The organism is Pseudoroseomonas cervicalis ATCC 49957 (assembly GCF_000164635.1).
GTDB lineage: Bacteria > Pseudomonadota > Alphaproteobacteria > Acetobacterales > Acetobacteraceae > Pseudoroseomonas > Pseudoroseomonas cervicalis.
In genome coordinates this window covers 1-2461 of sequence record NZ_GG770851.1, presented here as the reverse complement: position 1 = coordinate 2461, position 2461 = coordinate 1, and the positions used below count along the sequence as shown (strand labels likewise).

The following is a 2461-nucleotide window of genomic DNA, read 5'->3' as shown; positions in this document are numbered from 1 at the left end:
CCGCGTCATGCCGCGCACCCCGCGCGCCGGGTAGAAGGGGCGCGCCGTGGTCACCGTCTCCAGCGTCGGGCTGACCAGGAAGAAATCCGGGCTGGCCACCAGCCCGCGCAGGAAGGCGGGGAAATCCGCCTCTCCCCGCCCGGCCGCATAGCCGCGCGGCAGGCCCAGCGGCAGATCGAGGCCGAGCGCCACCGGCACCCCCTCCGCCAGCAGCCCGGCCACCAGCGCCGCCGGCTCGCCCACCAGGCGCGGCGCCTCGGCCCGCCAATCGCCACCCGCGCGGCGTCGCGCGATGCTGACCCAGCGCTTGCGCGGATCGACGCTCCAATCCGCATGCGCGGCGATCATCGGTGTATCATCGGCCACCGGAGGAACCCCCATGCGCTACACGGCCACCGCCCGCCTGCTGCACTGGGGCACCGCCCTGGCGATGCTGGCCATCGGTATCCTCGGCCTCTGGCTCGCCTGGGCCGCGCCGCGCGACGAGGTGTTCAAGCTGCTGCTCTACAACCTGCATGAGAGCCTGGGCATGACGGTGTTCCTGGCGACCCTGGTCCGGCTGGGCTGGCGCTGGCGCCATCCGCCGCCCCCCATCCACCCGCCCCTGCCCCGCTGGATGCGGCGCGCCGCGGCGGCCAACCACGCGGCGCTCTATGCCCTGCTGCTGGCCATGCCGCTGGTCGGGCTGATGGCCACCAATGCCTGGGGCTTCCCGCTGACCGCCTTCGGCCTGATCCCGGTGCCGAGCCCGGTCGGCCCGGACCAGGCGCTGGCGCCGCTGCTCTCCCGCCTGCATGTCTGGATGGCCCTGGCGCTCGGCCTGCTGCTGCTGGCGCATATCGGCGCCGCGCTCTGGCACGCGCTGGTGCGGCGCGACGACACGCTGCGCCGCATGGGGCCCTAGCGGCCGGAGGCGAGGCCCCCGGCCGCCCATGCCTCAGCGCTTGCTCTCGATGGCGTCCCAGATCGCCTTCTCGAGATGGATGCCATCGAAGCGCGCCAGCTCCTGCAGGCCCGTGGGCGAGGTGACGTTGATCTCGGTCAGGTAGTCGCCGATCACGTCGATGCCCACGAAGATCAGCCCGCGCGCCTTCAGCTCCGGCCCGATGCGCTCGCAGATCTCGCGGTCGCGCGGGGTCAGCGCCACCGCCTCCGGCCGGCCGCCGACATGCATGTTGGAGCGGCTCTCGCCCTCCGCCGGCACGCGGTTGATCGCGCCCATCGCCACGCCATCGACCAGGATGATGCGCTTGTCGCCCTTGCGCACGGCGGGCAGGTATTGCTGGATCATCAGCGGCTCGCGCGAGCGCTCGGCATAGAGTTCCAGCAGCGCGTTCAGGTTGCCGTCATCCGGGCGCAGATGGAACACCCCCGCGCCGCCATTGCCGAACAACGGCTTGACGATGATGTCGCCATGCTTCTTGCGGAAGGCGCGCACCTCCAGCGGGTCATGCGTGATGATGGTGTCCGGCATCAGCTCCGGGAACTGCATGACGAACAGCTTCTCCGGCGCGTTGCGCACATGCGCCGGGTCGTTCACCACCAGGGTCTTGGGGTGGATATGCTCCAGGATGTGGGTGGCCGTGATATAGGCCATGTCGAAGGGCGGGTCCTGCCGCATCAGCACCACATCCATGGTGGAGAGGTCGTGCAGCGCCGACTCCCCCAGGGTGAAGTGGTTGCCCTTCTCGCGCCGCACCTCGACCGGCTGCATGCGGGCCAGCACCTTGCCCGAGGCCAGCGTCAGGTCCTTCACATGGTAGTGCCAGAGCTGGTGGCCGCGCGCCTGGGCCTCCAGCATCAGCGCGAAGGTGCTGTCGCCGTCGATGTTGATCCCCTGGATCGGGTCCATCTGGACCGCGACCTTCAAACCCTTGGCCATGGATGAGGCTCCGTGCCTGCGTCTTGCGTTGCCCGCAGTGGTGGCATTGCCGGGCGCGGAATACCAGGGGGGTGCCCCGGCCCGCGCCGTGCGCCATTGACCGGGCGGCCGGACGCCCGAATCATGCCGGCATGACGATCCAGTCCGGCAAGGCGCGGCTGGCGGGCGTTCTCGGCTGGCCCGTCGCGCATTCGCGCTCCCCCCTGCTGCATGGCCATTGGCTGCGGCGGCACGGCATCGACGGCGCCTACATGCCGCTGCCCGTGCAGCCGGCCGATTTCGCCGAATCGGTGCGCGCGCTGGTGAAGCTCGGCTTCCGCGGCGCCAATGTGACCATCCCGCACAAGGAGGCGGCCTTCGCCCTCTGCGATTCGGTCGATCCCTCGGCGCGGCGGGCGGGGGCGGTGAACACGCTGGTGTTCCGCGACGGCCGCATCGAGGGCAGCAACACCGACGGCTTCGGCTTCCTGGAGAGCGTGCGCGAGCAGGCGCCGGGCTGGCAGGCCGGTGACGGCCCGGCGGTGCTGCTGGGCGCCGGGGGTGCCGCGCGCGCCATCGCCGCCGCGCTGCTCGATGCCG

3 protein-coding genes and 1 pseudogene are annotated in these 2461 nt (G+C 71.5%); 2 read left to right on the top strand and 2 right to left on the bottom strand.

Annotated elements, in window-relative coordinates:
• Nucleotides 1-348 (bottom strand): annotated as a pseudogene (locus tag HMPREF0731_RS19650) (hypothetical protein); the annotation flags it as partial.
• A gap of 31 nt (nt 349-379) precedes the next feature.
• Here HMPREF0731_RS19650 and HMPREF0731_RS19645 point away from each other — a divergent pair.
• A complete protein-coding gene (locus HMPREF0731_RS19645; protein WP_007005963.1) occupies nt 380-904 on the top strand; it encodes a cytochrome b in 525 nt (174 codons plus the stop codon).
• A 33-nt stretch (nt 905-937) separates the two neighbouring features.
• On the opposite strand, the gene gshB is transcribed toward HMPREF0731_RS19645, so the two are convergent.
• Complete coding sequence (gshB, locus tag HMPREF0731_RS19640; protein ID WP_040614144.1) at nt 938-1882, bottom strand: glutathione synthase; 945 nt, start codon at nt 1880-1882, stop codon at nt 938-940.
• A 131-nt stretch (nt 1883-2013) separates the two neighbouring features.
• Between gshB and HMPREF0731_RS19635 the strand changes: the two genes are divergently transcribed.
• On the top strand, nt 2014-2461 hold a 448-nt coding region (locus HMPREF0731_RS19635), incomplete at its 3' end, for a shikimate dehydrogenase family protein (RefSeq protein WP_040614142.1).

What these genes read in the sequence shown, in the direction of transcription:
- HMPREF0731_RS19645 (WP_007005963.1), top strand. Translation starts at nt 380, where the DNA reads ATGCGCTACACGGCCACCGCCCGCCTGCTGCACTGGGGCACCGCCCTG.
- gshB (WP_040614144.1), bottom strand. Translation starts at nt 1,882, where the DNA reads ATGGCCAAGGGTTTGAAGGTCGCGGTCCAGATGGACCCGATCCAGGGG.